18 protein-coding genes are annotated in these 25220 nt (G+C 62.7%); 3 read left to right on the top strand and 15 right to left on the bottom strand.

What is annotated here, in order from left to right; all coding sequences use genetic code 11:
• Window positions 1-16: 16 nt before the first annotated feature.
• From ACY4LX_RS01040 to ACY4LX_RS01010, 7 genes are all read right to left on the bottom strand, one after another.
• Window positions 17-5842, bottom strand: a complete 5826-nt coding sequence (locus ACY4LX_RS01040; protein ID WP_463258953.1) for an alpha-2-macroglobulin — start codon at window positions 5840-5842, stop codon at window positions 17-19.
• A 78-nt stretch (window positions 5843-5920) separates the two neighbouring features.
• Window positions 5921-6853 (bottom strand): phosphatidate cytidylyltransferase, encoded by a 933-nt coding sequence (locus tag ACY4LX_RS01035; RefSeq protein WP_149659352.1) that lies wholly within the window; start codon window positions 6851-6853, stop codon window positions 5921-5923.
• A gap of 1 nt (window position 6854) precedes the next feature.
• Window positions 6855-7475, bottom strand: a complete 621-nt coding sequence (locus ACY4LX_RS01030) for a lysophospholipid acyltransferase family protein (protein ID WP_149659353.1) — start codon at window positions 7473-7475, stop codon at window positions 6855-6857.
• 11 nt (window positions 7476-7486) lie between these two features.
• Window positions 7487-7942 (bottom strand): hypothetical protein, encoded by a 456-nt coding sequence (locus ACY4LX_RS01025; protein WP_463258952.1) that lies wholly within the window; start codon window positions 7940-7942, stop codon window positions 7487-7489.
• Window positions 7932-9245, bottom strand: coding sequence for a phosphatase PAP2/dual specificity phosphatase family protein (locus tag ACY4LX_RS01020; protein ID WP_463258951.1), 1314 nt, complete (start codon window positions 9243-9245; stop codon window positions 7932-7934). The genes ACY4LX_RS01025 and ACY4LX_RS01020 overlap by 11 nt, the downstream gene beginning before the upstream one ends.
• The gene (locus tag ACY4LX_RS01015; protein ID WP_149659356.1) at window positions 9245-11002 is read right to left on the bottom strand and encodes a bifunctional alpha/beta hydrolase/class I SAM-dependent methyltransferase; all 1758 of its coding nucleotides are present in this window, start codon (window positions 11000-11002) and stop codon (window positions 9245-9247) included. Before ACY4LX_RS01015 ends, ACY4LX_RS01020 begins: the two co-directional genes overlap by 1 nt.
• A 25-nt stretch (window positions 11003-11027) precedes the next feature.
• A complete protein-coding gene (locus ACY4LX_RS01010; RefSeq protein WP_149659357.1) occupies window positions 11028-11651 on the bottom strand; it encodes a CDP-alcohol phosphatidyltransferase family protein in 624 nt (207 codons plus the stop codon).
• A gap of 147 nt (window positions 11652-11798) precedes the next feature.
• On the opposite strand from ACY4LX_RS01010, the gene ACY4LX_RS01005 reads away from it, so the two are divergent.
• The 3 genes from ACY4LX_RS01005 (at window position 11799) to ACY4LX_RS00995 (ending at window position 15680) form a co-directional block, all read left to right on the top strand.
• Window positions 11799-12698, top strand: a complete 900-nt coding sequence (locus tag ACY4LX_RS01005) for a LysR family transcriptional regulator (protein ID WP_463258950.1) — start codon at window positions 11799-11801, stop codon at window positions 12696-12698.
• Window positions 12699-12973: 275 nt separating this feature from the next.
• On the top strand, window positions 12974-13600 hold the full coding sequence (locus tag ACY4LX_RS01000; protein ID WP_463258949.1) for a glutathione S-transferase family protein: 627 nt from the start codon (window positions 12974-12976) through the stop codon (window positions 13598-13600).
• Window positions 13601-13649: 49 nt separating this feature from the next.
• On the top strand, window positions 13650-15680 hold the full coding sequence (locus tag ACY4LX_RS00995) for a 2Fe-2S iron-sulfur cluster-binding protein (RefSeq protein WP_463258948.1): 2031 nt from the start codon (window positions 13650-13652) through the stop codon (window positions 15678-15680).
• A 118-nt stretch (window positions 15681-15798) separates the two neighbouring features.
• Here the strand turns inward: ACY4LX_RS00995 and ACY4LX_RS00990 are convergent, their stop codons facing one another.
• The 8 genes from ACY4LX_RS00990 to ACY4LX_RS00955 are packed head-to-tail and all read right to left on the bottom strand — an operon-like array spanning window position 15799 to window position 24784.
• Window positions 15799-16929, bottom strand: coding sequence for a glycosyltransferase family 4 protein (locus tag ACY4LX_RS00990; protein WP_463258947.1), 1131 nt, complete (start codon window positions 16927-16929; stop codon window positions 15799-15801).
• The gene (locus ACY4LX_RS00985; RefSeq protein ID WP_463258946.1) at window positions 16930-18060 is read right to left on the bottom strand and encodes a glycosyltransferase family 4 protein; all 1131 of its coding nucleotides are present in this window, start codon (window positions 18058-18060) and stop codon (window positions 16930-16932) included.
• On the bottom strand, window positions 18044-19411 hold the full coding sequence (locus ACY4LX_RS00980) for a glycosyltransferase family 4 protein (RefSeq protein WP_463258945.1): 1368 nt from the start codon (window positions 19409-19411) through the stop codon (window positions 18044-18046). Before ACY4LX_RS00980 ends, ACY4LX_RS00985 begins: the two co-directional genes overlap by 17 nt.
• On the bottom strand, window positions 19408-20658 hold the full coding sequence (locus ACY4LX_RS00975; protein WP_149659364.1) for an ABC transporter ATP-binding protein: 1251 nt from the start codon (window positions 20656-20658) through the stop codon (window positions 19408-19410). Before ACY4LX_RS00975 ends, ACY4LX_RS00980 begins: the two co-directional genes overlap by 4 nt.
• Window positions 20658-21455: an ABC transporter permease gene (locus ACY4LX_RS00970; protein ID WP_149659365.1), complete on the bottom strand. Its 798-nt coding sequence runs from the start codon at window positions 21453-21455 to the stop codon at window positions 20658-20660. Before ACY4LX_RS00970 ends, ACY4LX_RS00975 begins: the two co-directional genes overlap by 1 nt.
• Entirely contained in the window at window positions 21456-22898 is a 1443-nt protein-coding gene (locus ACY4LX_RS00965; RefSeq protein ID WP_463258944.1) for a mannose-1-phosphate guanylyltransferase/mannose-6-phosphate isomerase, read from the bottom strand. It lies immediately after the preceding gene.
• 3 nt (window positions 22899-22901) lie between these two features.
• A complete protein-coding gene (gmd, locus tag ACY4LX_RS00960) occupies window positions 22902-23873 on the bottom strand; it encodes a GDP-mannose 4,6-dehydratase (protein ID WP_149659367.1) in 972 nt (323 codons plus the stop codon).
• The gene (locus tag ACY4LX_RS00955; RefSeq protein WP_463258943.1) at window positions 23870-24784 is read right to left on the bottom strand and encodes a GDP-mannose 4,6-dehydratase; all 915 of its coding nucleotides are present in this window, start codon (window positions 24782-24784) and stop codon (window positions 23870-23872) included. Before ACY4LX_RS00955 ends, gmd begins: the two co-directional genes overlap by 4 nt.
• Window positions 24785-25220: the final 436 nt, after the last annotated feature.

Genomic DNA, 25220 nt, shown 5'->3' with positions numbered 1-25220 from the left:
CGTCGCCCCGGTGTTCTCAAGGTTTGACGATTTCCAGCTGACCGACTTTGCCTCGGCCCTGCAGGGTGGTTTCGTACATGCCTTCAGCGTAGGCCGGTGGCGTCTTGAAGGTCCCGGCGTTGGTGGCGCGTACCCGGTAGACGAACGTGCCGACATCGCGCCGCGCCGTACCGTAGAACACCACGCGATCATCACGCACATCGATGTAGCTTGGCGACCAGTCGCTCAACGCGCTTTCACCGACCGGAGGTTGCCAGGCCTCGGCTTCTTCGCTGTCGTCGCTGTATTGCGACTCATCGTCCTCCTCGCTGGCGGCTTTCGGTTCCGGTGGCAGGCGATACACCGGCTCGACCCCGCCCGGCAGCAAATCGACCACAGCCACTTGCTGCACCTGGTCGCGATCGGTCGCGCGCAACCGCAAGCGCACCAGGAACTCATCGCCGACACTCACCTGGCTGACCGCTTTGCCGTCCAGGTCGAGGTATTCGTGGATGATCTCCAGGCCATTGCTGATCGGCTTGAGGGTGCCGCGATCGAACCCGGCCTCACTGAACATGTAGAACGCCGCCGGGCCGTCGGTTTTTTCCAGCAGCAGTTTCTTCGTGCCGACCGGTACGGGCGCGCGGGGCGGTTGACCGGCCATTTCCAACAGTTGTTGCTGCTTGTCGCCCAACCAGGCCGAGGCCTTGAGGGTCATGTCGGTTTGCGCACGCTGGCCGTAGTTGTCCAGGCCACGCAACAACAGCGCGGCGGACAGCGAGTTGTAGCGCTGCTCGTTGAGGCGTTTGCCGAGTTTATCGAGCAAGGCCACCGGCACATCGTCCAGCAACTCGGGGAAATGGCGGCTGAGCAAATGCAGGTGCTCGGCGTCATGCACCAGCGGGTCGTAATACAGACCGTCGCTGTCCCAGGCATCGGCGACGGAGCGCCACGGGATCTTGCGGAACAGCGCGTCGGCCTGGCGATCCTGCTTGAGCAATTTGTAGCTGGCGGCGAGGTAAGCGGCGCCCAGGTCGTTGGTCCAGGTGGCTTTGAAGTAGGTTTCGTAACGCTCGCGGATATCACTCACCGCGCCGCTGACCAGAATCCCCTGACGGCTCAGCAAGTAGCTGGCGTAGGCGCGGTTGCGCAGTTCGGCCAAACCTTCGCTCGGGCCGTTGGCCAGGTCGGTGAGGTAGGCATTGGCGCGCACCAGCAGATCTTCCGGCACGGCCAGGCCACGTTCCTTGGCTTCGATCAGGAAGTCAGTGGCGTACAGGCTGGCGTAAGGCGCAACGTCCGGGTTGGCGGCCCACAGACCAAAACCACCGGCCTGATTCTGCCGCTGACGCAGCATCCGTACCGCGCCGGTAAAGGCTTGTTCGGCCTCGGGTGCGGTGCCACCCCAGATCAACGCCGGCATGGCCTTGGACACCCATTGCTCGGTGCAGGCGTACCCGTAGTCATCCAGGTAATGCTTGAGGCCATTGGCCCAGACCAGCGGCGAGGCGGCGACACCCACTTGCACATTGCGCAGTTGCCCGAACAGGTCGCGAGTCGGCTTCAGCTCTTTACTGGCGCTGTCGAAACGGCCGAGGCTCAGGGCGACCCGGTGTTCGGTCAACGGGCGGATCGACGTGGTTTCGGCGACCTGGATCCGTTTGCCGTCCGGCAGCACCGCGATAAAGCGCAGGTCCGCCGAGCCGAGGTTTTCCAGGACCTTGATGCGGAACTGCGCCACGCCTTCCTTGCGCGGTTGCAGCTCCAGGGTGTTGTCCTGAGCGCCTTCGACTTTCAGGCCGCTGCTGGTTTGCAGCTCGAATTTCACCTTGGCGGCCGTGTCGAGGTTGCTGAACACCCCGGCGCTGACGCTGAACACATCGCCCGGCGCGACAAACGCCGGCACGTTCGGCGTGATCACCAGCGGCCCGCGCACTTCGGTGGCGGCCTCGCTGACACCGACGCTGTCGGCATCCACGGCCACGGTGAACAGATGCAATTTGCCGTTGAAGCTGTCCGGTACCTGGTAATGCAGCACGGTTTCACCCGCCGGCAGGTCGATCAGCCCCGACCACCAGGCCACGGGTGGCTGGTGTTTGCGCTTGAACGGGTTGAGGTGCGAGGCCAGGGCGTTTTCGGTATCGCCGCCCGGTGCCGCGCCGCTGAGCAAGCGGCTGAATTCCGGCAGGATCAGGTCAAGGATCTGGCTGGTGTTGACCTCCAGCGCGCGTTTCTGGAAGAAGAAGGCCAGCGGGTCCGGCGCCTTGTAGCGCGCGACTTGCAGGATGCCTTCGTCCACCGCGTAAACCACGGCACGGGAAGGCCGGTCCGCCGTGACCTTGATATCCAGTACTTGCCCCGGCTCGATTTTCGCCGGGCCTTCGACCTTCAGCGCCATGCGCCGTGCATCGAGGTTGATGCTGAACGGCACCACGCCGTAAGACAACGGGCTCATGTAGACCTCGGACGAACCGATGTCCCGCACGAATTGCACGTTGATGTAGGCGTTGCCTTCAATCCCGGCCGGCACGCGGATGTGTTGAACGCTGTTGGTGCTGTCGGCCTTGAACCATTGCTGGGTGTAGACCTTGTCGCGTTCGATGGTGATCAGCCCGGCGCCGGTGTAAGGCGCGCGAATGCTGATCGCAATCTCGTCGCCGGTGGCGTAGCTGCGCTTGTCCAGGCGCAGTTGCAGTTCGGCGTTGCGCTCCAGGGAGCGCGAGGTGTTGGCACGCCCGGCGACGCTGTAGTCGATGGCGTTGATGACGTTGCCGCTCGGGTCCTTCAATTGCAGGGTGTAATCGCCCGGGGTGGCGGTGTTCAGCGTCTGCTTGGCGCCGGCCTTGCCCAGGGTCAGGGGCACGGCAGGTTGGCTGATGTTCTTGATCCGCGATTCGTATTTGAACGTGCCGTTGGCTTGTTTGACCAGGACCGAAACGTAGCGGTGTTCCACCAGCTCGGTGCTCAGGCCATCCACCGCCCGTGGCGTGAGGTCCGGCGCGATGGCCAGCCATTGCACCTGGCGTGGGGCGTCCTTGGCGACATAGCTGAGGGCATCCGGGCTGGTCACGCCCACCAGATACGGCGCGGAAGACACCAGCAGGCTGCTTTGGGCCGCAACGTTGCGGCCACCTTCGGCCTCGTAGACCTGGGTCATGACTTGCAGGCGATAGGTGCTGTTGGCGAAGCGTTGCAGGTCGAGGTCGAGCACCGCTTGACCGTTGTCGTCGGCCTCGGCTTCCGCCAGGTCTTCGGAACTGGCTTCTTCCAGGGCATCGCGCAGGTGGAAGCGATAATCCGGGTAACGATCAAACGCCGCCGCCGTCGGGTTCAGGGACATTTTTGCCGTTACACGCCGGCCCGTGGCCGGGGCGCCGAACAGGTGCAGGGCGGTGACCTTGGCCACCACTTGCTCGGGCGGGATCCAGCCGACAACAGGCGTGTCGTGCAGGGTCAGGCTGACCTTCATGCGGTCCGGCTCGAAATCGCGGACCTTGAAACTGACGCTGCCCAGGTCGGTACGCGACTGCTTCTCGCCGATCAATTGCAGGGTCGCGGTGTAGTCCCCGGCGGGTGCCACTTCGCTGCTGGGGAAATCAAAGCTTTCAAAGCCCGAAGCCGACAGTTTGAGCGGCTGGCGAATGACTTCCATGCCCCGTGGGTCGAGGATTTTCAGTTCCACCGGCAGGCCTTGCAAACCACCTTTCCAGTTGCCACTACGGACGATCATGCCCAAGTGCGCCGTTTCGCCGGGACGATAGAGGCCACGGTCGGTAAACAGGTATGCGCTCAGGCGCTCGGTGGCGCCGTCTTCTTCCAGGCCGCCGATGTCGAAACGCGACAGGTCCAGTTGCTGGGACTGGCGGGCAATCGGCAGGAAGGATTGGTCGTTGCCACGGGTCACCACGTACATCAACGGGGTTTTCTCACGGCGCAACTCATCGAGCTTGGCGAAGTGCACGTGACCCTCGGCGTCGGTTTTGCCGCTGCTCACGGGCAAACCGTTGCGGCCGATGATGTCGACCTGAGCTTCGCTCACCGGCGAGCCGTTGCCGATGGATTGCACGTAGACATCGTGGCTGCCGTCGCTGGATCGCTTGGCGATGATCCCCAGGTCCGTGACCACAATGAAGCGCAAGTCGCTGGTGGTGCTCTCGGAGTAGCGGTCGAAGGTGCGCTCGGCCTGATCATCCTGGGCGCTCAGCTTCAGCACGAAAATCCCCCGGCGCCCGCCATTGGCGTTGAGGTAGCGGCTGAGGTCGACGTTGTCGTAGACGGTTTTCGACGGGTCGGCGGCGTTCAGCGGGATGTCCAGGGACATGCGCTCGACCATCCGGTCGAAATAGTCATTGCTGAAATTGGGCCGGGCGAAGCTGCCGCTGCTCTGGTCCACCAGGTGTTGCAACTGGTTGGGCAGCAAACGGGCGATTTCCACATGGGCGCCGGGCACGCCACGGGACATGAAGCCCAGGCGTTTCTCGCCGGTGAGGCTCAGCAGTGCGCCGTCGGACAGGAACCGCAAACTGCGCGGGTAGGCCGGCATGCTGACCAGCGACACCGTCGGATTCTTCGCCAGGTAACCGCCGATGGCTTCGAGGTTGGCCGGGACGCGGATGTACAACGCACGCCCCGCCGGCGCCTTGAACTTGAAGGCGTGCTGGGTGTTGAGCGGTTCGATGCTCGGTACGTGGGTCAGCGCGACCTTGGTGCTGCGGGCCAGCAGCTTTTCGTCGATGTCCTGGCCGTACCAGGGCGTTTGATCGTCGGCGGGTTTTTCCGGCAGCAGCCAGGCTTGCACCTTGCCGGCCAGCATTTCATCGGCCACGGCGCTGGAACTGCTGAACATCAGCACCGGTTCCGGCTCGCCGCGTTCGTTGTCGACAAACTGCACGTCGGCGTTGCCGAAGGTCAGGCGATAGCGGCCGGGTACGGTGACTTCAGCGCTCAGCGGAGCAGGGCTGGCATTGCCGCCGTCCCGGGCCTTGATGCCTTCATCGAGCTTGATCGTCACCGCCACGCTTTCCAGCGGAGTGGCGAGGGCGGCGGAGCGGACGTAGACGTTGAGCTTGTGTTCGTCGAAGGTGATTTCAGGCTTGTTCGGGGCCTGGGCGTCGCGGTAGGCCAGGCCTTTGCCAAGGGTGACGGTCACGCGTTTGCGCACGCTGTCTTCGTCCACCGGATGGGTGAAGCCAAAGGTTGCGGCTTGCTGCTTCAGCGTCGGGTTGACCGGGTCTTGATACAGCTCGTTCTGGACCAGGCGCACACGGAAGGAGTCCGTGGTTATCTTGCTGGCGTACTGGTTCAGCAGCACGCCGCCGGCCAGCAGGCCTTTCTTGGCGAGGTCGAGGCTGTATTCGGCCTTGATCGGCCAATCCTGTTCCGGCGTGAACACCAGATTGCGATCATCCTCCCAACGCCAGACGCCTTTGACGGCGGGTTTAAGGGTGATGCCCTTGGTGACCGGTTTACCGATGTCCTGCAACGGCGCCACGGATTCAGTGAAGCGCACTCGCACGTTGTTGACGGTGGGCGGCGTGACGGCGTAGTTCGTCAGGCTCGGCGATTGCACCGAGTAGGTCACGGTGTGCGGTTGCGGCAGGTGGGAATACCAGTGCCAGCCATACACACCGGCCGCCACCAGCAGGGCAACACCCAGCACCGCCGCCGCAATCTGCTTTGGATAAGGCCGGGCCTTGTGCCCCAACGCAACCAGGCGTTTGCCGAGGGCAGCCAACCAGGACGGCGGCTGCCATTGGCCGAAGACCGCTTTAAGCAGCCAGCCCATGAGGCTGAAAAGCGCACCCATCACGCTTAAAAAAACACCGAAAAAACGGCGGCAGGTTTTTTTGAACGTGTCGAACATGGTGCGCATCCTTGGCAAAGTGCGGCATATCCTACACGCGAACCTGAAAAGTGTTACGGGGCTTTTAGATCAAGGCTCTCAAGTCCACCAGTAGCGCACCAGATGAAAGAAGATCGGCGCCGCGAAACACACCGAATCCAGCCGATCCAGCATCCCGCCGTGGCCTTCGATCATGTGCCCCCAATCCTTCACGCCGCGATCGCGCTTGATCGCCGACATCACAATGCCGCCGGCAAAGCCCAGCAGGTTGATCAGCAGGGCAATCAGGAACGACTGCCACGGGTTGAACGGCGTGGTCCACCACAACGCCGCGCCAATCAGCGAGGACAGCAGCACGCCGCCGACAAAGCCTTCGACGGTTTTCGACGGCGACAGGTTGGGCGCGATTTTGTGTTTGCCGAACAGCTTGCCGCACACGTACTGCAACACGTCCGACAGTTGCACCACGATCACCAGGTAAGCGATCAGCAGCAGGTTGCGGCCTTCATAACCGGCGATGTCCAGGGTCAGCAGGGCGGGCACAAACGACACGCAGAACACCGCGATCATCAAGCCCCACTGCACTTTCGACGCCCGTTCGAGGAAGTGCGTGCTGTCGCCGCCCAGGGAGGCGAGGATCGGCAGCAGCAAAAACACATAAACCGGGATAAAGATCGAAAACAGGCCGTACCAATCGAAATAAATCAGCAGGTATTGCAGCGGCAACGCCAGGTAAAACGCGGCCACCAGCGCCGGGTAATCGCTGCGCCGGGTCGGTGTGAGGGTGAGGAATTCGCGCAGGGCGTAGAACGACACCGCGTAGAACAGCAGGATCACCGCGCCGGTGCCCAGCCAGAAGGCAAGGCCGATCACCACCACCATCACCCACCACGCATTGATGCGGGCGTTGAGGTTATCCACCACCGGATTCGGTGTGCCACGGGTGCGCAACTTGAGGATCAGGCCGATCAGCGACGCCAGCACCAGAATCAGGCCGATCCCGCCGAACAGCATCAGGGTTTGTCTATCCATGTCAGGAATGCTCCGGGGCGAGGGCCAACAGCGCGTCGCGGCTGCGTGTCAGGAACTGCTCTTTGCTCTCGTCTTCTTCCAATTGCAGGGGCGTGCCGAAACTGGTGGTACACAGCAGCGGCAACGGCAGTACCCGGCCCTTGGGCATGACGCGGTTGAGGTTGGCGATCCACACCGGGATCACCTGGGCCTGTGGGTAACTTTTGGCCAGGTGATACAGGCCGCTTTTGAACGGCAGCAGCCCGTCTTCCGGGTTGCGCGTGCCTTCGGGGAAGATGATCAATGAATAACCCGTTGCCAGGGCGTCGAGCATCGGCTGCAAAGGGTTATCCACAGGGTCCTTGCGCTCGCGGTCGATCAGCACGCCGTTGAACACCCGGTTGATGATGTAGCGGCGTACCGCGCTTTTGTTCCAGTAGTCGCTGCCGGCCACCGGGCGCGTGAGTTTGCGCAGGGCGGGCGGCAGCGAGGCCCAGAGCAGCACGAAGTCGCCGTGGCTGCTGTGGTTGGCGAAATAAATCCGCTGCACCGGTTCCGGCGCGCAGCCCATCCACAGGCTGCGGGCGCCGGTGACGGTGCGGGCCATGGAGGTGATGAGGGTGGCGACCACAGGTTCGAACATAAAAGATTTCCTTATCCGGCGAAGGACAGCCAAGGGCTGGCCAGGATCAGCGCCAATGTCGGCAGCACCTGCATGGCCAGTAGGACAGCTTGTTTGCGCAGCAGGTTCAGCGCCCCGCGCTCACGTTCGGCCCAGGGCCGCCCGGCACGGTTGGCCGGTTGCAGGCCGAGGCTGTGCAGGGCTTGATCGAGATCGACCGTGCGGTGCGGCACGGCGTCAGCGTCCTGGGCGACCGCATCAAACAAGTCAGCATCGAAAGCGACACGCAGCGCCCAGTATTTTTGCACCAGACCCACGACGATCAGCCAGGCGCTAAGGAGCAGGCCCAGCGCCACCGGGGTGATCAGCAGCAGTTGCAGCAGACCGAACACCACCCCGAGCAACGTCAGCCCTGTGGATAACTGATCGAGGGCGCGGCCCCGGCGCAGCAGACTGGCGACCACCTGCAGTTCCATATCAACCGGCATAGGCGTTCTCCAGCGCTTGGCGATGGGCCGGGTGCAGCACCACGTGCGGGCGTGCGGCTCGAATCATTGCCATGGCCCCATCGACGGTGGTGGCTCGCCCGCTGTGCAGCAACCACGCCGCCACCGCCGTGGCGCTGCGCGAATAACCCAGCGCGCAGCACACCAGCAACGGCCCTTGCTGGCGCAGGCGTTCAATGGCCTGGGCGGCGGCGAGGCATTGTTCTGCGTTGGGTGCTGTCAGGTCGAGGACCGGAATGCTGTGATAAGCGCGGTCGCCGGGATCGAGCGGCAACTCGGCACACAGATCAACCACCGCTTTGAACGGCGTCAGCTGCGCGGCACTCGGCAGCCGGCCCAGCCAAACGTTATCCACAACCTCATCCGGCTGTGGATGCTTGCGTGTCCACAGTCGTGAGTTGATCCACGCCGCCGCCACGTAAGGCGCAAACAACCAACGGGCGGCGGGGCTCAAGCGGCCGTCGGCGCGTTTCTGAAACCCGGCGGCGTCGAGCACCGCGTAGTTGAGCGCCACCAGCAGCAACGCCACGGCCGGCCAGATCAACCACAACCCTTCGCCGCCCAGGCCAAAGGCTGGAATGGCCAACACGGCGGCACCGAGGCCATAACGCAACGCCAGGCTCCAGCGCTTCGGATCCTTGGCCAACCGCAGGCTGCTCAACGGACTCGGCCGATCCAGCGGCCACAACCACACGCACAGCCAACCGGCGAGGGCGCCTGTGGGTAAGTCGATAAAGTGATGTTGATAAGTGGTCAGCACCGAAATCCCGATCAGCGCGAACCAGCCATGCACCAACCAACGCCACACGCCCTGCGAGTGCCGTTGGTACATCACCCACAGAATCACCAGCAGCGCGATGTGCAGCGACGGCGCCTGATTGAACGGTTTGTCGAACCCGGCCAGCACTGCGAACAGCCAGCCGAACACCCCGTCCAGTTCCGGCCGTTCAAAGGTGTAGCGCAGCGGCCACAACAGGAAGCAACTGACCGAAATCACCTGGGCGCTGAGCAAACGCAGGGCATGGCGTTTGAGTTCATGCCGGCTGTTGGGCAGCAGCAGCGAAAAGCCGTACAGCAGATCAATCGTCCAGTAGGGCACGATGGTCCACGCCCAGAAGGGCATGGCGCTTTCCCACTCGAAAACGAAGGTGCCGACGTCGCTGCGTTGGGTGGTGAACCACGTGGCAAAGCCGTAGCTGGCGAAAAACAGCGGCGCCAGCAACAGCAACCAAAGCACCGCCGGTTTCAGCAACCCCGGCTCTCTTGCGCTTGAGGCGTCCGGCATCATTGCACCCGTTGCGCGAGGGACACGGTGAAGATCCCCCATTCATCCACACGCTGGGTGATCTTGCGGAAACCCGCGGCTTCCACCAGTTGATCCATTTCCGCCTGGCTGCGCCGACGCATTACCCACGCCTGGCCTTGACGGTGACTGGTGAGGGCGCGGGCGATCAGTTCCAGCTGCGGGTGCCACGGTTGGCCGGTGTAGACCAGATAACCACCAGGCTCCACGGCTTCGGCCAGGCCCGCGAGCGAACCGCCGACCATCGTGTTGTCGGCAAACAATTCATACAGCCCGGACACCACCGCCAAGGTTGGCTTGGGCTCCAGCGCGGCCAGGTCGGCGCGGTCAAACGCGTCGCCCTTCACAAATTGCGCGATGTCGCCCAGGCCTTTATCGCGGATCAGCGCGCCACCGTCGCGTACGTTGATGTCGCTGTAGTCGCGCAGCAGGATCGATTCCGGCAACGGGCTGACGCCCTGCAAGGCTTCGAGAATGTAGCGGCCATGACCGGCGGCGATGTCGACGATACGCACCGGGCGACCTTCGTCGCGCAGTCTGGCCATGGTCAGGCGCAGCAGTTCTTCGACGTTGAGTTTGCGCTGGCGAATGCCGCGCCAGCCGATCGAGTTCAGGTAGTTCTGGTCAATCATCCGCCCGAGCCCGCCCTTGCCGGTGGGCTGGTTGCGGTACACGTAGTCCAGGGTGCTGCCGGAGTCGAAACCGGTGTCGAAGCCGAGCTTCACGCCATCGGACAGTTTGCTGCCCAAACGCATGCTGGCGCGGGTCATGCGCCAGTACAGGTCACGCAACGAGTTATGCGGCAGCGGGGCGGCGAGGGATTCGGATTCGGCGCAGGTCAGGCCGATTTTGTCGGCATCGAGCAGCGAGGCGCGGTCCAGCGGGTAGTCGAAGTTTTGCAGGATAAAACGCTTGGCGCTGGCCACGGCCACGGCGCGATCACGTTCGCCGAGGGTGTCGTGGAAGAAACCGGGGAGGATGTGTTTCTCTTTTTTCAGGCTGCCCAGGCGTTCGAAAAACTGTTCCTGGGGTTTGCGGTGCACCACGAAGTCCGAGCCGGAGATCAGCAACTGGGTCGGCACCTGGATCGCCTGGGCATCGGCCACCACGCGGTCGGCGGCTTCGTACAGGCCGAGCAACACGTTCACCGAAATCGCCTTGGTGATCAGCGGGTCGCTGTCGTAGGAGGCCACGCGCTCCGGGTCGTGGCTGAGGAACTTGGCCTTGACGTAGCTGTTGACGAAAAAGTTGCCGCGAAACTTGCGCATCAGCCCCAGGCCCGACCGGGCGAACGGCACGTAGAGCTTGACCTTGAACGCGGGCGAGGCGAGCACCAACGAGCGGATGCGCGGCGCGTAGTCGTGGACCCAGGTCGAGACGATCACGGCGCCGACGCTCTGGGCGATCACCGCCATGTTCTCTGCGTCGATCTGGTGGGCGGCGCTCAGGTGGTCGCAGAAGGTCTGCACATCGCGCACGCTGGTGGCGAAACTCGGGCTGTCGCCGCGCGCACCGGGCGATTGGCCATGGCCACGGGCATCCCAGGCAAAGAAGTCGAAGCCCGGCAGGTCCAGTTCATCCACCAGGTGGGCAATGCGCCCGGAGTGTTCATGGCCGCGGTGGAACAGCAGCACGGCTTTGCGCGGCTCGCCCGGATTGGCTGCGGTGGCCGGCCAGTGGCGGTAGAACAGCTCGACGCCGTCGTGGGTGGTGAAGGTCTGCTGCTGGGGTTCACGCATTGCATCTTCCTTATGCTCAGAGGGCTTACGCCGAGGGGACGTTTTCCTGCACTTCTTTGAGGCCCTGACGGACCCGGTTGACCAAGGTGTATGCCAGCAGGACGGCGACCACCCCAAACACCACGTTAATCCACAACGGGTTGATCCAGCCAATGGCGATGCCGGTGGCCACGACACCGAGGACAAACGCGCGATCGCTTTTGCCCATCGGCCCGTCATAGCGCCGCGAAGCGCCGACCATCGGGCCGAGCACGCCACTGTACTCGCTGAACAATGCCAGCAGCGTGACCAACAGCACAACCAGCAGATTCACGCCGGGAATCAGCGCAAACGGCAGGATCAGCGCGCAGTCGGCGACGATATCGCACAGTTCATTGAGATAGGCACCCAGGCGCGACTGCTGGCCGAACTCACGGGCGAGCATACCGTCGATGGCGTTCAGCGCCATGCGCAGGATCATCCACACGGGAATCAGCACAAACACCCACGGGTGCTGGGCGAAACAGGCAATCGCCACGCCCACCACCACCGAAATGACGGCGGCCAGCACGGTGATCTGGTTGGCGGTGGTGCCGTTATCGAACAAGCGTTGCACCAGCGGGCGCAACAGATTCTGGAAGGCAGGTTTGAGCTGGTAAATGGAAGGCATCGTGAGACGGTCTCAATAATTGAAAGCGCGAACGTTCAGGGTTATACGTCACACTAATCAGAATGCCAGCAAAACCCGTCTTCCCGCGAATCCAGGGCCAATCGAGAACACTTGGCCTGGGGTTTTTCAGTGCTCAGGAGTTCATCGATGGACCGCTTCCAGGAAATGCAGGTCTTCGCCGCCGTCGCCCAGGACCAGGGCTTTTCGGCGGCGGCACGGCGTTTGGGCATGTCGGCGGCCAGCGTCACCCGGGCGGTGGCGGCGCTGGAGCAACGCATCGGCACACTGCTGCTGACGCGCACCACCCGCAGCGTGCATTTGAGCGAGGCGGGCCAGCGGTATCTGGAAGACTGTCGCCGAATCCTCGCCGAAGTGCAGGAAGCCGAGGATTCGGCGGCGGGCAGCCACGCCCAACCCCGTGGGCAACTGACGGTGACGGCGCCGGTGTTGTTCGGCGAGTTGTTTGTCACGCCGGTGATGGTGAGTTATCTCAACCGGTTTCCTGACGTCACGATCAACGGGTTGCTGCTGGATCGCATCGTCAACATGGTCGAGGAGGGCATCGATGTGGCCGTGCGCATTGGCGAGCTGCCGGACAGCAGCCAGCACGCGATTCGGGTGGGCGAAGTGCGGCGGGTGATTTGCGGCTCGCCGGCCTATCTGGAAACCCATGGCCGGCCGCGTCATCCCCAGGATTTGAACGGCGTGCCGGTGGTCGCTACGTCGGCCATCGGGCAACTCAGGACCTGGCCTTTTCTCGATGACGGGCAGCCGCTGGGCGTGCGTGCGGAATCGCGGCTGGTGGTGTCGTCCAACCAGGCGGCGATCAACGCCGCTAGCCTGGGCCTGGGCCTGACCAGAGTCTTGTCCTATCAAGTGGCAAGCAAAGTCGCGAACGGTGAACTGGAAATTGTCCTGGCGGACTTCGAACTGCCGCCGTTGCCCATTCATGTCGTGTATCAGGGCGGGCGCAAGGCCCCGGCGCGGATTCGCAGTTTTGTGGATTTTGCAGTGAAGGCCCTGCGTGAACACCCGGCCCTAGGCTAAGACGCAGTGGGATTGTGTGGCGAGGGAGCTTGCTCCCGCTGGGTCGCGCAGCGGCCCCAACGCTTGGCGACTGCTTCGCAGCCGAACGGGAGCAAGCTCCCTCGCCACACAAGCTTTGCTCCTACAGAGAAACAGGACAGCGCGCTGGTTTATTGCGCCGGCTGAAATAATTGATTGCGTTTGCTGGTGATTCTGTTGTTTTGGCGATGGGTAGATGATGCGTGCCATCGGTGCTGATCATCCCTGGACGGCGCCATCACCCAGCGGAGCCGCTCATGCACGCCATCAAACTCTACAACTTCCCCCGCTCCGGCCATGCTCACCGTGCCGAGTTGATGCTGTCGCTGCTGCAACTGCCGACCGAGCTGATCCTCGTCGATCTGGCCAAAGGCGAGCATAAACAGCCGAAGTTCCTGGCGATCAACCCGTTTGGCCAAGTACCGGTGCTGGATGATCAAGGCGTGATACTGGCCGACTCCAACGCCATTCTGGTTTACCTGGCGCAGAAGTATGGCAATGGCCGCTGGCTGCCGACGGACCCGGTGGGGGCTGCAAAGGTCCAGCGCTGGTTATCGGTAGCGGCCGGGCAGATTGCCTTCGGCCCGGCCAGGGCTCGGCTGATCACCGTGTTTGGCGCGTCTTACAACGCTGAAGAAGTGATTGCCCGTTCCCACGACCTGCTCAAAGTGATGGATCAGGAATTGGCTCATTCCGAGTACCTGGTGGGCAACGAACCGACCATCGCCGACGTCGCGGCCTACAGCTACATCGCCCATGCCCCGGAAGGCAACGTGTCCCTGGCGGATTACGCCAACGTGCGTGCCTGGCTGGCGCGGATCGAAGCCTTGCCCGGGTTTGTCGGCATGCCGCGCACCGCCGTCGGCCTGCAACAAAGCGCTTGACCTACTTGAGTGGTACACGCTGTGCCTTGGGCGCAGGGGAGAGGCTGTGATGGAACATTCACCGTGGCACGCCGGCGAGAAACAATTGCAGGAGCACGTGGGCGTCGCCGAGCGCATGGAAACCCTGGGTCGCCGGGTGATTCGCAACGAAATGCCGGACCAGCATCGCCAGTTCTATCAGCAACTGCCGTTCATGTTGTTCGGCGCGGTGGATGCCGACGGTCGTCCTTGGGCGAGCATCCTCGAAGGGCCGCCGGGTTTCGCGCATTCTCCTGCCCCTGGCGAGTTGCAGTTCGAGCGTTTGCTGGCAGCCGATGACCCGGCGCAATTGCAGGACGGGGCCGCCATTGGCCTGCTCGGCATCGAACTGCACACCCGGCGCCGTAATCGGCTCAATGGTCGGGTCGGCGCGATGACTGCGAGCGGTTTCGGTGTCTCGGTGGATCAGTCTTTCGGCAATTGCCCGCAATACATCCAATTGCGGCAGTTTCGTACGGTGCCGCTGGCGGATCCGTCGACCCGCATCGCCCAGCACCTCGACGCGCTGGATGACGCGGCCAGAACCATGATCACCCAGGCCGATACCTTGTTTGTCGCCAGTTACGTGGACGTCGAGGGCCGGCGCTCGGTGGACGTGTCCCATCGTGGCGGCCAACCGGGTTTTGTCCGTGTCGAAGGCAATCGCCTGACCATCCCGGACTTTGCCGGCAACTTGTTTTTCAACACCTTGGGCAACTTGCTGATCAATCCACGGGCTGGTTTGCTGTTCATCGATTTCAATTCGGGCGAGGTGCTGCAGCTCAGCGGTCGTACCGAAGTCATCCTCGACGGCCCGCAGATCGAGGCCTTCCAGGGCGCCGAGCGGTTGTGGACGCTGGACGTCGAACGCGTTGTGCGGCGCCCGGCGGCGTTGGCCCTGCGCTGGCGTTTCGACGGAATGTCGCCCAACAGTTTGATGACCGGCACCTGGGACCAGGCCGCCGCTCGCCTGCAAGCCCAAGCCCTGGGTGACGCCTGGCGGCCGCTGCGGGTGACGCGCATCGAAGCGGAAAGCCAGAACATCCGCTCGATCTATCTGGAGCCTGCCGATGGCGCCGGATTGCCGGTGTTCCAGGCCGGGCAGCATTTGCCGCTGCGCTTCAAGATCGGCGACGAGGTGCATATCCGCACCTACAGCCTGTCGAGTGCGCCGTCCGACGACTTTTTCCGTATCAGTGTGAAGCGCGACGGTCTGGTGTCTTCGCACCTGCATGAACAGATCCGTGTCGGCGATGTGCTGGAAGCCCGGGCGCCTCAAGGGCATTTCACCGTGGCGCCCCATGAGCGTCGGCCGCTGGTGTTGTTGGCCGCCGGGGTTGGCATCACGCCGTTGCTGTCGATGCTGCGCGAGGTGGTTTATCAGGGCTGGCGCACGCGGCGGATTCGGCCGACCTGGTTCTTCCAGAGTTCGCGGACCCTGGCCGATCAGCCGTTCCGTGCAGAACTGGATCGTTTGCTGGAAGGCGCTGGCGATACCGTGCGCGTGCTGCGTCTGCTCAGCCAACCGGAAGCCGAGGCGCGGGAGGGCGAGGACTTCGACCTGACCGGGCGCATCGACACGGCGTTGCTGCACGGCATGCTTGAGGTCGAAGATTTCGATGAAGTGGATTTTGTCCTGTGCGGGCCGGGGGCATTCACCCAAGGGGTGTACGACGGCCTGCGGGCACTGGATATTCGCGATTCGAGAATTCACGCCGAGACGTTCGGCCCTTCGACATTGCGTCGCCAGCCGGACCCGGATGCCATCGTCATCGAACAACCGCCGGCGGCCACCACCTCGGTGCCGGTGGTGTTCCAGCGTTCGGCCAAAGAGGCCCGCTGGCAACCGGACGGCGGCAGTTTGCTGGAATTGGCGGAGAGCCGTGGCTTGCGTCCGGAATTCAGTTGTCGCGGCGGATCGTGCGGGACCTGCAAGACCCGGTTGATCAGCGGCCAGGTGAATTATCCACAGCCTCCCGCCGAGGTGCCGGATGAGGGGCAGGTGCTGATTTGTTGTGCGATTCCGGCCCAGAGTTCGCAGCCACTGGTGTTGGACTTATAACTCCGCTGATCCCTGTAGGAGCAGAGCTTGCTCGCGAAAGCGGTGTATCAGTCGACAACACGGGTGAATCTGGCGCCGCCATCGCAAGCAAGCTTTGCTCCTACAGGTTGTGACGGGGTCAGGCGTAGGACAGGGATTTCTCTTCCAACAGCTCCTGATACAGCGCCGTCCACTTACGCCCCATGTCTTCGGCGGTGAACAACTGCCGATACCGCGCCTCCGCCTTCATCCCCATCTGCGCCGCGCGAACCGGGTTGTCCCACAAGGTTCGCATCGCCTCGCGGAACGCCAGTGCATTGCTCGGAGGCACCACCAACCCGGTTTCGTTGTGGATGTTGATGTAGCTGGTGCCGGTGCCAATCTCGCTGGAGATCATCGGTTTGCCGTACATCGCCCCTTCCAGCAATGAAATACCGAACGCCTCGGAGCGCAGGTGCGACGGGAACACGATGGCGTAGCTCAGTTGCAGCAGCGCCACTTTGTCTTCATCGCCCAGGCGCCCGAGGAAATGGATATTGCGCAGGCCCAAGGCCGCCGCCTGGGCGTGCAGTTCCGCTTCCAGGGGCCCGGCGCCGACGATCACCACCGGGTAATCCACGTCTTTCAAGGCGTCGAGCAGAATGTGCAGGCCCTTGTAATAACGCATCACGCCCACGAACAGGAAAAACTTATCCCCAAGCTTCTGCCGCCAATGGTCCATGCGCGCGGTATCGGCCTGTGGATAACCGGCTTTGTTCAAACCGTAGGGAATGACCCGGGTCTTGTCCTGGAACTGCTGCAACACATCGCTGGTGTGCAGGTAGTTGGGCGAGGCCGCGACAATGCGGTCGGCGCTGGCGAGGAAGCGGTTCATCAGCGGGCGGTAGAGTTTGAGCAGGTGTTTCTGGCGAATGATGTCCGAATGGTAGGTGACCACGCAGGGCTTGTTCATGCCGCTGGCGAAATGCACCAGGTCCATGAACGGCCAGGGGAAGTGGTAATTGACCACGTCCGCTTCGGCGGCCAGCTCGCGAAACTGTTTGAACACGCTCCAGGAAAAGCCCGTGGAGGCGAACTGAATGTCGAGTTTGGCCCGATGCACTTCATGCTGCCCGAGTCGCACCACTGGGGGTGTCGGGTCGGTACTCAACGTCAGTACCTGACCCTCGATGCCGTGCTGTGCACCGCTTTCGCAGAGCTGGAAGATAACTTGTTCAATACCTCCCATGGAGTCCGGCAAGTACGTCTTGAAAAAATGAAGAACGCGCATTTAACCTCCCAAAGCCTGGCGGTAGGCGCGGGCTGTGATCTTCGCGCAACGCTCCCAGGAAAAAAGCTTCGCTTGTTGCAGTCCCGCTTCTCGGCATACCTGCCAATGCGTTTTATCGTCGATCAGTCGGCTCATGGCATCGCGCAAGCCTTGTGGGTCGTCGGGTTCAATATAGTTGCCCGCAGCGCCGGCAACCTCCGGCATGGCCGAATGCCGCACCACAATCACCGGCGTGCCGCTGGCCATGGCCTCCAGCACGGGGAGGCCGAAGCCTTCGTAGATCGACGGGAAAATCAGCGCCCGCGCCCCGGCCAGCAGTTGCGCGACGTGCTCGTCGGGCAGGTAGCCGAGCAAACACACGTGACCGGCGGCCAATGCCTGTCGCAGCTCGTCGTTGAAGTGCTCGCGCTGCCAACCGGCCATGCCGACGATCAACAGCGGGTATTGCTGGCGCTGCGCTTGCGGCAGCAGGGCATGGGCGCGCAGGGCCAGGGTCAGGTTTTTACGCGGTTCCAGGGTGCCGACGCACAGGAAGTATTCTCGCGCCTCGACGCCATGCGCCTTGAGCACCGTGTCGATGTCGGCGGCGTCGCGCGGATGAAAACGCGCCGCGACGCCCAGCGGCGCGACGATAAAACGCTCGGCCGGCAGGGCGAAATAATCCTGGGCTTCGTCGGCAATGAACTGCGAGTCAGTCAGGATCAGCCGCGCCTGTTGCACCCCTTCAGCCAGTCGCCGCTCGATTTCGCGCAGGCGTGCCGGCGGCTGCGTCTCGGGGTAATGCAGGTGCGTCAGGTCATGCAGGGTCATGATCGTCGGGCCGTCGAACGACAGCGGCCACAGACTGGGTTCGTGATAGAGGTCAATCGACGGCGGCCGGCCTTGATCGAAGCGTTTCTGCGCCAGCCAGCGTCGCGCCTGGTAAGCCCCGGGAATTTGCCGCAGCAACGGCGTCAGGCGCGAGTAGCCGGGCATGGTCGCGTCGGGCAGCGTCGAACTCCAGCCCCAGCCGTGGAACAGCGCCAGCTCGACGTCGGGTTCGGCGGCGAGGGCGCCCACCAGTTCGGCGACATAGTGGCCGATGCCGGTGCGCGGGGCCTGTAGGATCCGGGCGTTAAGGGCAATTTGCATGTTGCCTCTCTGGCTCGGCCGGTATTGCTTCAAGATTGCGCAGGGTCCGTTCGACCAGTTGCGCACTGGCTTCACGCCAGCCAATCCAGCGCCAGTCGGCGACGGCGCGGGCGGCCGGGAATTGGCCGCTGCTTTCGAAACGGACGACCAGATCGGCCAGGCTTTGCGGCGCGGCCAGGTCGAAGTAGGCCATGAACTCGCCACCGATTTCACGGAACACCGGAATGTCGCTGCCCATGGCCGGCAAACCGCGCTGCATGGCTTCCACCAGGGGCAGGCCGAAGCCTTCGACCCAGGACGCAAAGACCAGCGAACGGGCGTGGGAATAGGCGTATTCGAGGCTGGTGTCGCTCAGGTCGTTGAACATGAACAACCGTTTGTTCAGCTGCGGATGGTTGCGTACCCGGGCGAGCAGGGCGTCGCACTTCCAGCCGATGCGCCCGGCAATGCACAACCGGGCTTTGGAGCCCGCCGCCCAGGCGAGTTCAAAGGCGTCCAGCAGGTAGTCGTGGTTCTTGCGCGGTTCGATGGTGCTGACCATCAGGAACACCGGCTCCGGGGTGTCGAACATGCGCATCAGGCGCGGCTCGACGGCGGCATTGGCTTCGCGCAGGTCGAGTTCGGAGCCGAGGTGGAAATAGTCGAACCACAGAGCGTCGGCTTTCGCTGGGCCGACTCGTCGCTGCAATTCCGCGCGCACTTGATCACGCACTGTGGCGGAGATCGCCACATAGCCGTCGGCGGTCTTGCTGATCCAGTCGAACCACTCGCTGAAAACCTCCACCAGCCGTGTGTCGTAGAACTGCGGGTGCGTCAGCGGGATCAAGTCGTAGATCACCGACACGATGCCCACGCCGTCGCGTTTGAGCTGTTCGGCAAACGGAAAGAAATCGGTGTGCCAGGAGGAATCGAGCAACACCAGTTGGTCACCGGGCTGATGCTGTAACGGCGCGCAACGCTTGGGTAGTTGATATTGGTTGACCCGGTCGACCAGCCGCAACGGCACGCTGAAACAGGCCAGCGCCGTCAGACGATAAGCCACGTACAGCAGGCGCCGGGCGAATCGTGAGGTGCAACGCTGATCGAGGCGCTGGTGCAGTTGCCAGAAACGATGGGCCAGGCGTTCCAGGCGTCCGGCAAACATCATCAGCCCATCGAAAAACGGGATGTTCAAAGCCCCCAGTTTCAGCACCCGATAGAGCTTGCCCTTGAGCATCACCACAGGAATGCACTCGACACCGTCCACGCTGGGCGGCAGTTGATTGACGACGTTGCGCACCACCCGCTGAATGCCCGAGTTGACCTTGGGGTGCTGGAAGACGTGGGTGCATTCAACCAATAGACGGGTCATGGCAAACGTTCCGTGACAGTCGAGCCGGTGCGGGCAATGGTGGTTTTCGCCGCCAGCCACGAGCAGCCGACGAAGTCTTCATGCCGGTTGTTGATCACGTGGAACACCAGCCCGTAATCGCGCCATTCGTAGTTGCGGTCCAGGTGCGAGTCCAGCCGCGACAGGCTCAGGGACACCGAATAGTTGCCCTTGCCCAGGCCCATGACGAAGGCAAAGCGGTAGGTGAAGCGTTCGCCGGCGTGCAGGTCGGTCAGCGCCTTGTCCTGGCGATGGGTGTTGATGCCATACATCATCTGGCCCAGGCGATCCTTGAGGATGAAGCCCAGGACCAGGCGCTCGATGTCCTGGCGGACTTCGACCTGCACTTCCAGCACCACGGCTTGCCCGACTTCGGCGGCGTCGATGGAGCGATCGTTTTCGTCCAGCAGGCGCACGCTGAGGATCCCGGCTTCGCCGGTGCCGGACACGGTTTGCACTTCGCCACCGGCGAGCATTTCCTGGCGCACGACCTGGCCTTCGCGTTCGGCCATCAGGGCGTTGTAATAGTCCAGGACCGCTTCGGGTTTACCGTACATGGCCATGCGGCCGTCCTTGAGCAGGATCGCCGAATCGCAGATCGACTGGATCGCCGAGCGGTCGTGGGACACGATCAGCAACGTGGTGCCGGCCTTGCGGAAGCTGCGGATGCGCTCGAAGCTCTTGTGCTGGAAGTAGGCATCGCCCACGGACAGCGCTTCGTCGACGATCAGGATGTCCGGGCGCCGCGCGGTGGCGACACTGAAAGCCAGGCGCATTTGCATGCCGCTGGAATAGGTGCGGACCGGGTGGTCGATGGCCTCGCCGATTTCGGCGAAATGCTCGATCTCGGGCATCAGCGCTTCAATCTCGGCGACCTGCATGCCCAGCAATTGCCCGGCCATGAATGCATTCTGGCGGCCGGTAAAGTCCGGGTGAAAACCCATGCCCAGTTCCAGCAGCGCCGCCACGCGACCTTCGGTTTCGATCTTGCCGCAGGTGGGTTGGGTGGTGCCGGTGATCATCTTCAGCAAGGTACTTTTGCCCGCACCGTTGGCCCCGACGATGCCCACCGCTTCACCGGGGGCAATCTCGAACTCGACGTCTTGCAGCACCCAGTGCTGCTGGTGGCGCAGCCGGGAAAACGGGATCAGCCACTCGGCCAGTCGGCTCCAGCGGTTCGGGTATTGCTTGTAGGCCTTGCCCAGGCCCGTGACGCGAATATGCCCCATCAGAGTTCATCCACCATTTCGCCGACCCGCTGGCGAAACAGCCGCAGCCCGATCAGACAGAACACCACGCCGGTGATGAAAATCGGCAGCAGCGAACTCCAGACCGGCCATTGCCCGTACAGGAACATGTTCTGGTAGCTGGCGATCAGGTTGGTCAGGGGGTTGAGTTGCAGCAGGCGCTGGACCCAGTCCGGCAGGATGCTCATCGGGTACACGATGGGCGTCAGCCAGAACCAGAATTGCAGGCAGATACCGAACAGTTGCCCGACATCGCGGAAGAACACATTCAACACGCCAAGCACCATCCCCAGCCCGGCGCAGAACATCATTTGCAACGCCATCAACGGTAACAGCGCCAGCATCGCCATGCCCGGCCAGCGCCCGGTGATCAGCAGGAAACCGAGGAACAGGCCCATGATGATCGCGAAGTTGATGCCGGCATTGATCAACACAATCACCGGCAGGCAGATCCGAGGGAAGCTGATTTTCTTCAACAGGTTGGCGTTTTCCAGAAACATGTTCTGGCTGCGCAGGGTGATTTCGGTAAACAGTCCCCAAGCCAGCAGGCCGGCACACAGGTAAACGCTGTAGGCCATGCCGTCATCCACCCCCGGCAGGCGCGCGCGCATGATGTGGGAAAACACCACGGTGTAGACGATGATCATCGACAGCGGGTTGAGCACGGGCCACAGGGCACCGAACAGCGAATTGCGATAACGCGCTTGAAACTCTCGCTGGACGCTGCCGAGGATGAAACCTCGATAACCCCATAGCGAGCGGTACAGGGAAAGCAGCATTTAAACCGTCCTGCCGTATTGGTCTTCGAAGCGGACGATGTCGTCCTCTCCCAGGTATTCGCCGCTTTGCACTTCAATGATCACCAGGTCGATCACCCCCGGGTTCTCCAGGCGATGCTTGTGCCCGGCGGCAATGAAAGTGGATTCGTTCTTGGCCACCAAGTGGGTGCCGGTGCCGTTGTTGGTGACCTTGGCCATGCCTTCGACCACCACCCAGTGTTCGTTGCGGTGATGGTGCATTTGCAGCGACAACTTGCCGCCGGGCTTGACCACGATGCGCTTGATCTTGAAGCGCGTACCTTCCTCAAGCACGGTGTAGGTGCCCCAAGGCCGGCTGACCGTGCGGTGCAGGCGATAGGCTTCGTGCTTTTTGTCCTTGAGCTGCTTGGCCACCCGGCGCACATCCTGGGCGCGGTCGGCATGGGCCACCAGCACGGCGTCGGCGGTGTCGACGATGATCAGGTTATCCACACCCACGGCGGCGACCAGCCGGCCTTCGCTCTGGACGAAGTTGTTGTGGCTGTCGACAAACACCGCATCGCCGCTGGCGCGATTGTTCTGCGCGTCCGGCGGTATCAGCGCGGCCAGTGCACTCCAGGAACCGATGTCGCTCCAGTCGAAACCGGCGGGCACGACGACGACGTTGTCCGAGCGTTCCATCAAGGCGTAGTCGATGGAGATGTCGGTGATCTCGGCAAACAGCGTCGGCGACAATTCCTGTTGCAAGCAACCGCCGGTTTCCACCGGGGCGCTGACGGCCATGCAGGCGCGGGTCTGTTCGAGCAATTCGGGGGCGTGGACCTGCAACTCGGCCAGCAACGTGGCCACCGAGAAGCAGAACATCCCCGAGTTCCACAGGAAGTTGCCGCTTTCCAGGTAATGTGTCGCGGTTTGCAGGTCAGGTTTTTCGACGAAACGCTGGACCTTGGCCGCGCCTTTGTCGTCCAGCGGGGCACCGGTCTCGATGTAGCCGAAGCCAGTCTCGGGCGCCGTCGGCACCACGCCGAAGGTCACCAGGTGACCGCTCTTGGCCAGCGTCACCGCATGCTCGACCGCACTCTGCAACGCGTTGACATTGACGATCAGGTGGTCGGCCGGCATCACCACCATGATCGCCTCGTCACCGTGCAGTGCTTGCAGCGACAGCGCCGCCGCCGCGATGGCCGGGGCGGTGTTGCGGCCCGTCGGCTCCAGCAGGAAGTGCCCGCGATGACGCGCCAGTTGCGCGTCCTGATAGTGATCCTTGCTCTGGAAGTAGTACTCGCGGTTGGTCACCGTGACGATGTCGCCCCAACCATCGAGCAGGCCCGCCGCGCGCCGATACGTCTTGCCCAGCAGCGACTGGCCGTCGGGCAGGGTCATGAACGGCTTCGGATGACCTTCGCGGGACACCGGCCACAAACGGGTCCCGGCACCGCCGGAGAGGATCACAGGAATCAGCATGGCCTACTCCTTGGCGACGCGTTTCATGTCCGCGTCCATCATCGCGCGGATCAAGGTATCCAGATCGGTTTTTGGCTTCCAGCCCAGTACACGCTGGGCTTTGGCCGGGTTGCCGAGCAGCACGTCGACTTCGGCCGGGCGGAAAAACGCCGGGTCAATCTTCACGTAGTCGCGGTAGTTCAGGCCAATGTGCTCGAAGGCGATGCGGCACATTTCACGCACGGTGGTGGTCACGCCGGTGGCGACCACGTAGTCGTCGGCCTTGTCCTGTTGCAGCATCAGCCACATGGCTTCGACGTAGTCGCCGGCAAAGCCCCAGTCGCGCTTGGTGTCGATGTTGCCCAGGCGCAATTCGTGCTGTTTGCCTTGCTTGATGCGCGCGGCGGCGTCGGTGACCTTGCGGGTCACGAACTCGATGCCACGCAGCGGCGATTCGTGGTTGAACAGGATCCCGCTGCTGGCGTGCAGGTTGAAGCTTTCGCGGTAGTTCACGGTGATCCAGTGGCCGTAGAGCTTGGCCACGCCGTAAGGGCTGCGCGGGTAGAACGGGGTGTTTTCGTCCTGCTGCTCGGCCTGGATCAGGCCGAACATTTCGCTGGTGGAGGCTTGATAGAAGCGCGTGTGCGGACTGAATTGGCGGATCGCTTCGAGCAGGTGAGTCACGCCCAAACCGTCGACGATGCCGGTGGTCACGGGTTGGTCCCAGGACGCGGCGACAAAACTTTGCGCCGCCAGGTTGTAGACCTCGTCCGGCGCCGACTTGATCACCGCGCGCTGCACCGAGCAGGCATCGGCCATGTCGCCGTCCAGGTAAACGATGTCGCCCTCGACCCCCATCTCGCGCAGGCGCCAGCGCGAATCGCTGCTGCGCCGGGCGACCAGACCGTGGACCTTGTAGCCCTTGTCGAGCAACAGTTTGGCGAGGTACGCGCCGTCCTGGCCGGTGATCCCTGTGATCAGTGCACTTTTTGTCATTCTTCTTTCACTCGCTTCTCCCAGTCGGACAGGATCGCCCGCAGGGATTGTTGTGTTGTGATTTCAGGCGTCCATCCGGTGGCCTGGGCCAGCCTGGCATGGCTGCCGCAAACGCGACGCTGATCTGCGCGACGCATGCGCGCAGGGTCCTGAATCAATTGCAGGTCGACCTGGGCCAGATCCCCCAGCTGTTCGATCAGACTGCGGATGCTTTGCTCGCGCCCCGAGCAAATGTTGTAGACCTGGCCCGGCGTGCCTTTTTCCAGCAGGGCGAGATAGGCCGAGATCACATCGCCGACGTCGAGGAAGTCGCGGGTGACATCAATGTCGCCGACTTCCAGTTGTGGCGCTTGCAGGCCTTGTTTGATCCGGTTGATTTGCCGCGCGGCGCTGGCGATGACGAAGCTGTCCTTCTGCCCGGTGCCGATGTGGTTGAACGGACGCGCCACCAAAACCGGCCAGCCTTCGCTCAAACCCCATTGCAGGCTGAGAAATTCGGCCGACAGTTTGCTCACCGCGTAGGGGTTGCGCGGGCAGGGGGGCTGGAGTTCGGTGATCGGTAACTGGGCTTCGCTGACCTGGCCGTAGACGTCGCCGGAGCTGACGTACAGGAAGGTGCCGCTGAAACCGCGCGCCTTGAGGGCTTGCAGCAGGTTCAGGGTGCCGAGCAGGTTGATGTTCAGGGTGCGCGCTGGATCCCGGAAGGCTTCGGGAACGAAGGTCTGGCCGGCTAGATGAATGACCGCGTCGGGCATCTCGGGCCACAGGCCTTCGAGGGTTTGCGGGTTGCCCAGGTCATAGCGTGACGGGGTAGGCAGCAGTTCCCATTCCGAGGCGACAGCACTCAGACGCGATTGGATGTGTTGTCCTACGAATCCACTCAGACCCGTCACGAACAGACGCTTTTTCAAACAGCGATCCCCTGGTCATACACTTCGTCCATTCCCCACAGGCTTTACGGAGATGTCTGACGGACCGGGTAAATTCCTTGGTCGAAAGACAGGCGAAATGCTTTGTTGTAGTTATTTGGTTGCCAATCTGTGCCAATTGCTCGGCAATTTCAACAGGTCCAACCGTGACTGGTCAGTTCTCGTTAGCGTAGCTCGATTTATTCTCGCCGGGCGGTTCACGAATCCTCAACGGATGTGTTTAGAATGCCCCTCGTCACGATTATTCAGCGTTCTTGCGGTGGGGTATGAAAGTCGTTCCCGCCCTCGTGAAGCTGACCATTAAAACAAGAACGTAGACGGGCAAGAAGACGAAGGACGACGACCGGTAAGTACCGACTCGATCCTGGCTTGGCCGTCATAGAGTGGGGCCGTCGGGTTGGCGGTTTCATCGTGGGAT

The sequence above is a fragment of the Pseudomonas sp. Emmai genome (assembly GCF_055179735.1).
Note: the sequence above shows the minus strand (reverse complement) of the source record. Positions and strands in the feature narration are given on the sequence as shown.

What these genes read in the sequence shown, in the direction of transcription:
- ACY4LX_RS01040 (WP_463258953.1), bottom strand. Translation starts at nt 5,842, where the DNA reads ATGTTCGACACGTTCAAAAAAACCTGCCGCCGTTTTTTCGGTGTTTTT.
- ACY4LX_RS00965 (WP_463258944.1), bottom strand. Translation starts at nt 22,898, where the DNA reads ATGCTGATTCCTGTGATCCTCTCCGGCGGTGCCGGGACCCGTTTGTGG.
- ACY4LX_RS01005 (WP_463258950.1), top strand. Translation starts at nt 11,799, where the DNA reads ATGGACCGCTTCCAGGAAATGCAGGTCTTCGCCGCCGTCGCCCAGGAC.
- ACY4LX_RS00995 (WP_463258948.1), top strand. Translation starts at nt 13,650, where the DNA reads ATGGAACATTCACCGTGGCACGCCGGCGAGAAACAATTGCAGGAGCAC.
- ACY4LX_RS00980 (WP_463258945.1), bottom strand. Translation starts at nt 19,411, where the DNA reads ATGACCCGTCTATTGGTTGAATGCACCCACGTCTTCCAGCACCCCAAG.
- gmd (WP_149659367.1), bottom strand. Translation starts at nt 23,873, where the DNA reads ATGACAAAAAGTGCACTGATCACAGGGATCACCGGCCAGGACGGCGCG.
- ACY4LX_RS01025 (WP_463258952.1), bottom strand. Translation starts at nt 7,942, where the DNA reads ATGCCGGTTGATATGGAACTGCAGGTGGTCGCCAGTCTGCTGCGCCGG.
- ACY4LX_RS01010 (WP_149659357.1), bottom strand. Translation starts at nt 11,651, where the DNA reads ATGCCTTCCATTTACCAGCTCAAACCTGCCTTCCAGAATCTGTTGCGC.
- ACY4LX_RS00970 (WP_149659365.1), bottom strand. Translation starts at nt 21,455, where the DNA reads ATGCTGCTTTCCCTGTACCGCTCGCTATGGGGTTATCGAGGTTTCATC.
- ACY4LX_RS01015 (WP_149659356.1), bottom strand. Translation starts at nt 11,002, where the DNA reads ATGCGTGAACCCCAGCAGCAGACCTTCACCACCCACGACGGCGTCGAG.
- ACY4LX_RS00975 (WP_149659364.1), bottom strand. Translation starts at nt 20,658, where the DNA reads ATGGGGCATATTCGCGTCACGGGCCTGGGCAAGGCCTACAAGCAATAC.
- ACY4LX_RS01035 (WP_149659352.1), bottom strand. Translation starts at nt 6,853, where the DNA reads ATGGATAGACAAACCCTGATGCTGTTCGGCGGGATCGGCCTGATTCTG.
- ACY4LX_RS00985 (WP_463258946.1), bottom strand. Translation starts at nt 18,060, where the DNA reads ATGCAAATTGCCCTTAACGCCCGGATCCTACAGGCCCCGCGCACCGGC.
- ACY4LX_RS01030 (WP_149659353.1), bottom strand. Translation starts at nt 7,475, where the DNA reads ATGTTCGAACCTGTGGTCGCCACCCTCATCACCTCCATGGCCCGCACC.
- ACY4LX_RS01020 (WP_463258951.1), bottom strand. Translation starts at nt 9,245, where the DNA reads ATGCCGGACGCCTCAAGCGCAAGAGAGCCGGGGTTGCTGAAACCGGCG.
- ACY4LX_RS01000 (WP_463258949.1), top strand. Translation starts at nt 12,974, where the DNA reads ATGCACGCCATCAAACTCTACAACTTCCCCCGCTCCGGCCATGCTCAC.
- ACY4LX_RS00990 (WP_463258947.1), bottom strand. Translation starts at nt 16,929, where the DNA reads ATGCGCGTTCTTCATTTTTTCAAGACGTACTTGCCGGACTCCATGGGA.